General features: G+C 71.8%; 7 protein-coding genes and 1 tRNA gene. 5 read left to right on the plus strand and 3 right to left on the minus strand.

Annotated features, from left to right (window positions below; genetic code table 11):
- The first annotated feature begins 65 nt into the window (after nt 1-65).
- Genes ACFVJS_RS25555 through hutI form a run of 3 tightly spaced genes read left to right on the plus strand, consistent with a single transcriptional unit; the run spans nt 66 to nt 3,732 of the window.
- Nucleotides 66-1,283: an allantoate amidohydrolase gene (locus ACFVJS_RS25555; protein ID WP_378886255.1), complete on the plus strand. Its 1,218-nt coding sequence runs from the start codon at nt 66-68 to the stop codon at nt 1,281-1,283.
- Nucleotides 1,280-2,590, plus strand: a complete 1,311-nt coding sequence (locus ACFVJS_RS25560; RefSeq protein WP_378886257.1) for a formimidoylglutamate deiminase — start codon at nt 1,280-1,282, stop codon at nt 2,588-2,590. The genes ACFVJS_RS25555 and ACFVJS_RS25560 overlap by 4 nt, the downstream gene beginning before the upstream one ends.
- Nucleotides 2,587-3,732: an imidazolonepropionase gene (gene hutI / locus ACFVJS_RS25565; RefSeq protein WP_378886259.1), complete on the plus strand. Its 1,146-nt coding sequence runs from the start codon at nt 2,587-2,589 to the stop codon at nt 3,730-3,732. The genes ACFVJS_RS25560 and hutI overlap by 4 nt, the downstream gene beginning before the upstream one ends.
- A gap of 1 nt (nt 3,733) precedes the next feature.
- Here the strand turns inward: hutI and ACFVJS_RS25570 are convergent, their stop codons facing one another.
- Entirely contained in the window at nt 3,734-4,306 is a 573-nt protein-coding gene (locus ACFVJS_RS25570) for a helix-turn-helix domain-containing protein (protein ID WP_378886261.1), read from the minus strand.
- Nucleotides 4,307-4,324: 18 nt separating this feature from the next.
- Here ACFVJS_RS25570 and ACFVJS_RS25575 point away from each other — a divergent pair, with 18 nt between their 5' ends.
- Complete coding sequence (locus ACFVJS_RS25575; protein ID WP_378886262.1) at nt 4,325-4,861, plus strand: arsinothricin resistance N-acetyltransferase ArsN1 family B; 537 nt, start codon at nt 4,325-4,327, stop codon at nt 4,859-4,861.
- A gap of 16 nt (nt 4,862-4,877) precedes the next feature.
- On the opposite strand, the gene ACFVJS_RS25580 is transcribed toward ACFVJS_RS25575, so the two are convergent.
- The gene (locus tag ACFVJS_RS25580; RefSeq protein ID WP_378886264.1) at nt 4,878-5,507 is read right to left on the minus strand and encodes a TetR/AcrR family transcriptional regulator; all 630 of its coding nucleotides are present in this window, start codon (nt 5,505-5,507) and stop codon (nt 4,878-4,880) included.
- 56 nt (nt 5,508-5,563) lie between these two features.
- Here ACFVJS_RS25580 and ACFVJS_RS25585 point away from each other — a divergent pair, with 56 nt between their 5' ends.
- Entirely contained in the window at nt 5,564-6,076 is a 513-nt protein-coding gene (locus ACFVJS_RS25585; protein WP_378886266.1) for a VOC family protein, read from the plus strand.
- A gap of 21 nt (nt 6,077-6,097) precedes the next feature.
- On the opposite strand, the gene ACFVJS_RS25590 is transcribed toward ACFVJS_RS25585, so the two are convergent.
- Nucleotides 6,098-6,170: transfer RNA gene (locus ACFVJS_RS25590), tRNA-Glu, on the minus strand.
- Nucleotides 6,171-6,218: the final 48 nt, after the last annotated feature.

Here is a 6,218-nt window from a genome sequence, read left to right on the forward strand (position 1 = left end):
ATCCGTGCCGAGTCGGCCCGTCATGACGAGCCGACTCGGCAACGATGTAGAGGAAGACTGTGAGTTTGGACGTCGTCGAACTGCTGGGCGAGATCGCTGAGATCGGCCGCGACCCCGTACGCGGTGGCTACTCCCGGCACGTCTACGAACCGGCAGAGCTGGAGCTGCGCGAGTGGTTCCGGCATACGTCGGCAGGGCTCGGCCTCGAGGTCGAGACCGACCGCAACGGCAACATCTGGGCCCACTGGGGTCCGGTCGGCGCGGGGACCATCGCGATCGGGTCCCACCTCGACTCGGTGCCGGGCGGGGGCGCCTACGACGGCCCGCTCGGCGTCGCCTCCTCCCTGGCCGCGGTCTCGGCGCTGATGGAGGAGGGCTTCGAGCCGGCCCGGCCGGTGACGGTCGCGGCGTTCGGCGAGGAGGAGGGCTCCCGGTTCGGCATCGCATGCCTGGGGTCGAAGCTGATGACCGGCGCGATCCCCGGCGCGACGGTGGCGGCGCTGACCGACGACGCAGGGGTGACGTACGCGGACGCCTGCCGGGCTGACGGGATCGACCCGGCCGGGCTCGGCCTCGACGAGGAGCGGCTGGCAAGCCTGGCTGCGTTCGTGGAGCTCCACGTCGAGCAGGGCATCGGCCTGGCCGATCTCGATGAGCCGGTAGCCGTTGCCTCGAGCATCCTGGCCCACGGCCGCTGGAAGCTGGTCTTCTCCGGCGAGGGCAACCACGCCGGGGCGACCCGGATGCGGGATCGTCGCGACCCGGTGGCCGCGATGGCGGCCGCGCTCCTGGCCGCCCAGCGGATCGCGTCGGCCCACGACGGGGCCGACGCGGCGCGGGCCACGATCGGGCGTCTCACCCCGATCCCGGGCGGCACCAACGTGATCGCCTCCCGGGTGGATGCCTGGCTCGACGTACGCGGTGACACCGACCCGCAGACCAGAGCCCTCCTCGAGGAGATCCTGACGGCCTCGCACGCGGCCGCCGAGGAGCACGGCTGCAGCCTGGAGGTGACCGAGGAGTCCTACGCCTCCACCGTCCACTTCGACCCTGACCTGCGACAACGGCTCGTCGGAGCACTCGGCGGGGTCCCGGTGCTCGCGACCGGCGCCGGTCACGACGCCGGCATCCTGGCGTCCGCCGTCCCGACCGCGATGCTCTTCACCCGCAACCCCACCGGCGTCTCCCACTCCCCCTACGAGACCGCCACCGACGACGACTGCAGGGCGGGGGCGCGAGCCCTGACCGAGGTCGTCCGGCTGCTGGCGAGCGAGCCCCGATGAGCGCCGGCACCACCCGGATCCACGCCGAGCGGGCCCTGGTCGAGGGCGTCGAAGTCACCGACGTCGTGATCGAGGTGACCGGCGGCCGGATCTCCGCGATCGCCCCGGGCGGGAAAGCGCAGACCGCCGGCCTCCGCCTCGGCACCGTGCTCGCCGGCTCCGGCAACGCCCACTCCCACGCCTTCCACCGCGCGCTGCGCGGCCGGACCCACGACCAGGGAGGCGACTTCTGGCGCTGGCGCGAGCAGATGTACGCCGCCGCCGACCGCCTCACGCCCGAGTCCTACGAGCGCCTGGCCGAGGCCGTCTTCGCCGAGATGCTGGTGACCGGCTGGACGACCGTCGCCGAGTTCCACTACGTCCACCACCGCCCTGACGGGACTCCCTACGAGGACCCCAACGCGTTCGGCGCCGCGCTCGTCCGCGCCGCCACCAGCGTCGGCATCCGCCTGACCCTGCTCGACACCCTCTACCTGACCAGCGCCCCGGGTAAGCCGCTCCTGCCCGAGCAGCGCCGCTTCGGCGACGGCACAGCGGCCGCCTGGCTCGAGCGGTGGCAGCGCTTCCACGAGCAGCAGCACACCGTCGGCGCGGCCATCCACTCCGTACGCGCCGTCTCCCCCGACGACATCGCTCTCGTCGCCGAGGGGCTACCGCCTGAGACGCCTCTGCACGTCCACCTCTCCGAGCAGCCGGCCGAGAACGAGCAGTCGCTCGCGGCGTACGGACGGACGCCGACGCAGGTCCTCGCCGACGCCGGAGCCCTCTCGCCGCGCACCTGGCTGGTCCACGCCACCCATCTGACCGACGACGACATGGCCCTCATCGCAGAGAGCGGCGCGGGTGTGGTGATGTGCCCGACCACCGAGGCCGACCTCGGTGACGGCATCGGACCCGCCCGCGACCTGGCCGACGCGGGCGTACGGATCGCGCTCGGCTCCGACCAGAACGCGGTCATCGACCCCTGGCTCGAGGTGCGCGGCCTGGAGGCCGCCGAACGCCTCCGCAGCCGCCGACGCGGCCGCTTCTCCCCCGCCGACCTCGAGTCCGTCCGCACGAGCGCCGGTTACGCAGCCTGCGGTCTCGCCGCCGGTCTCCGGGTCGGCGCCTGTGCCGACCTGGTGGAGATCGACCCCGATTCCGTACGCACGGCCGGAGCCTCCCTCGACCAGCTCGCCCTCGTGGCGACCGCCGCCGACGTGACCAGGGTCGTCGTCGGCGGACTGGTGGTGGCCGAGAACGGCCACCTTGCCGACGGCCGCGACCCGGCCACTCTGGTGACCGAAGCCCTGAAGGAGCTGCGATGAGCCTGCTGCTGACCAACATCGGCGAGCTGACCACCCACACCGACGAGCACGGCACCCTCCGCGACGCAGCGCTCGTGATCGAGGACGGCCGCATCGCCTGGATCGGGCCCGCCGACCGGGCCCCGGTAGCCGACGCGCGCGAGGACCTCGGGGGCCGCGCGGTGCTCCCGGGCTGGGTGGACTCCCACACCCACCTGGTCTCGATGGGCGATCGCGCCGAGGAGTTCGTCGACCGGATGGCCGGCCGGCCCTATCAGGCCGGTGGGATCATGCGTACGGTCGAGGCGACCCGCGCGGCGACCGACGACGACCTCCGGACCCGGGCGCTGTGGCTGCGTACCGAGGCCCATCGTGGTGGCACCACGACGCTCGAGGCCAAGACCGGCTACGGCCTCGACGTCGAGACCGAGCAGCGCCTCGCCCGGATCAGCGCCGAGCACGCCGAGACGGTCACCTACCTCGGCGCTCACGTGGTCCCCGCGGGCGTTGACCGTCGCGACTACATCGACCTGGTGACTGGCCCGATGCTGGCGGCGGTCGCTCCCCACGCGACCCACATCGACGTCTTCTGCGAGACCGGCGCCTTCGACGTCGAGGAGTCCCGCGAGATCCTCCTGGCCGGCCGCGACGCCGGACTCGGGGTCAAGGTCCACGGCAACCAGCTCGGCGAGTCCGGCGGGGTCCAGCTCGCCGTCGAGCTGGGCGCGCGGAGCGTCGACCACTGCAACCACCTGAGCCCGAAGGACATCGACGCGCTCGCCGGGTCGACCACGGTCGCCACGATCCTGCCCGCCTGCGACCTCTCCACCCGTGAGCCGCTCGCCCCGGCGCGCGACCTGGTCGACGCCGGCGCCACGATCGCGATCGCGTCCAACTGCAACCCCGGCTCCTCCTTCACGACCTCGATGGCCTTCTGCGTCGCCACCGCCGTGCTCCAGCAGCGGCTGACCTTCGAGGAGGCCCTGTGGGCAGCGACCGTCGGCGGCGCCACCGCGCTCGGACTCGACGACTCCACCGGACGGATCGTGGAGGGCGGCCGCGCCGACCTGCACGCGCTCGACGCCCCATCGGCCAAGCATCTGGCCTACCGCCCCGGCGTACCCCTCACCCTCAAGGTGTGGGCGAACGGCGTCCCGGTATGACTCACCCGCGCCGCTTGCCGAGCACCACCAGGTAGCGGCAGGGCTCGTCGGTCGGGTTGACGAAGACGCAGTCGGCGGGCGGCCCCAGCTGCAGGCAGTCTCCCGCGTCGAGCTCGTGGACGAGGTCGCCCTCGACGAACCGCAGATGTCCGGAGAGCACCCAGATCTGCTGCTCCTTGAACGCGTACGCCGAGGCGGGCGCCGCCACCGACGCACCCGCCGGGAACTCCACCTCGACCAGCTCCAGGATCCCGCGCGCGGGCGGCGAGACGGCGCGGCGTACGTAACCGGTCTCGGGATCCTTCCACTCGGGCTGCTCGGCGCGACGAGCGAGCCGCACCGCGTCGCCCTCGGCTCGCGCGATCAGCTCCGACAGGGTCAGCTCCAGCGCGCCGGAAAGCCGGGCGAGCAGCACCGCGGTCGGCTGCGCCTCGCCCCGCTCGATCTTGGAGATCATCGCCCGCGAGACGCCGGAGGCCTCCGCGAGAGCCGCCACGGTCATCCCGGCCGACTCCCGCGCCGACCTGATGTTGGTCGCCAGCGCATCGCCGAACATGTCACTATCGTGAGCCATGCGACTACTATAGGAGACATGCCTCCCTCTTGGACCATCCGCGACGCCACCCCCGACGATGCCGCCGCTTGTGCCGCGATCTACGAGCCGTACGTCCGCGACACCGTCATCTCCTTCGAGACCGAGCCACCCACTGCCGAGGAGATGGCCGATCGCATCAAGGCAGCCCAGGCCGAGCACGCCTGGCTCGTCCTGGAGGCCGACAACAGGGTGGTCGGCTATGCGTACGCCACCAGCCACCGCACCCGCGCCGCCTACCAGTGGGCCTGCGACGTGTCGATCTACCTCGAGGCCGGCCGCCGCCGAAGCGGCGCCGGCAAGGCCCTGTACGCCGCCCTCCTCCCGATCCTGAAGGAGCGCGGCTACCGCCGGGCCCTGGCCGGGATCGCGCTCCCCAACGAGGCGAGCATCGGCCTCCACCGCTCCTTCGGGTTCACCGATGTCGGCGTCTACCGCCGCATCGGCTGGAAGCTCGACGCCTGGCACGACGTCGCCTGGATGCAGCTGGACCTGGATCCCGAAGAGCAGCCGATGACCCCGGCGGCCCCGAGATAGCCGGAGCGACCGAGGATCAGGCGGGAGCGAGCACCTCCGTCAACGTGCGCCGCAGCCAGTCGCGATACTCCCCCGCCCCCCACTCCGTCGTACGCCGCAGCAGCAGGTAGGTCTCCGCCTGACAGGCCAGGGCCACCGTCTCCTCCTGCCAGAGCGGGTCGACGACCTCCGCGAGCAGGCCGTCGATCCTGGCGGCCCGGACGAAGCGCCGCAGGAGCTCGCGGGTGTCGGCACGGCCCGCCTGGAAGGCCTCGGCCAGCTCCGGTTCGGAGGCCTGCGCCTGCAGGACGACCTCGAACAGATCACCGGCACGCCCCATCAGGTCGGCGATCCCACCGACGAGCGCCTCGATGCGGTCCGGCAGACCCGGCCCGGTGAGGGCCGCCTGGAACCACTCGCGCTCACCGACGGTCCGCTGCTCGGCATCTCCCCCGACGGCCACATCGACGACACTCCGCAGCAGAGCCGCCTTGGTGCCGAACCGGACATAGACGGTGCGGTGCCCGACCCTGGCCCGGTCGGCGACCGCCGTCAGGGCGGTCGCGTGGTAGCCGTCGCGTACGAACAGCGTTCTCGCGGCGTCGAGGATGCGCTCCTGGGTCTCGGCCACCTTCGCAGCACGAAGCCCCTTGACAGGCGTGGTCACGAGATGCAGTATAACTGCATGATTGCAGTATGACTGCATCCAATGGGAGGTGTTTCATGATCACCACCGACGCTCCCGCCCTCGACGGGGTGCACCACGTGAAGCTGCCGGTCGGCGACCTCGAGCGCTCACGCTCCTGGTACGCGTCCCGGCTCGGCTACGTCACGCTGATCGAGTTCACCAAGCGCGGTCGCACGACCGGCATCACCATGCGCCACCCGAACGGCGGCCCGCTGATCGGATTCGTCCTCGATCCGGATCTCGCCACCCGGGCGAGCGGCTTCGACTACTTCTCGATCGGCGTACGCGACAAGGCGGATCTCGAGAAACTGGCCCAGCGTCTCGCCGGGTTCGGCGAGGAGAACGCCGGCGTCCACTTCGCCACCATCGGCTGGATCCTGCCGGGCACCCACGACCCCGACGGCCACGAGGTCCGTTTCTACACCAACGACCACCACACCGAGGTTCCCGACAGCGAGCTCCCGCTGGTCGTCGACGACCCGATCGGGACCGAAGCCGAGCGCGAGCGAGCCCACAACGCGAAAGCGGTCCCTCCCAGCGCTGGCTGAGAGGGACCGCTTCGGTACTTGTACCCCCGACCGGATTTGAACCGGCGTTACCGCCGTGAGAGGGCGACGTCCTAGGCCGCTAGACGACGGGGGCTTGCACCGCCTGCGTCGGCCTTTCGGCCCCGCAGGCAGGAGAAACATT

Source organism: Nocardioides sp. NPDC057772 (genome assembly GCF_042798075.1).
Classification (GTDB): domain Bacteria; phylum Actinomycetota; class Actinomycetes; order Propionibacteriales; family Nocardioidaceae; genus Nocardioides.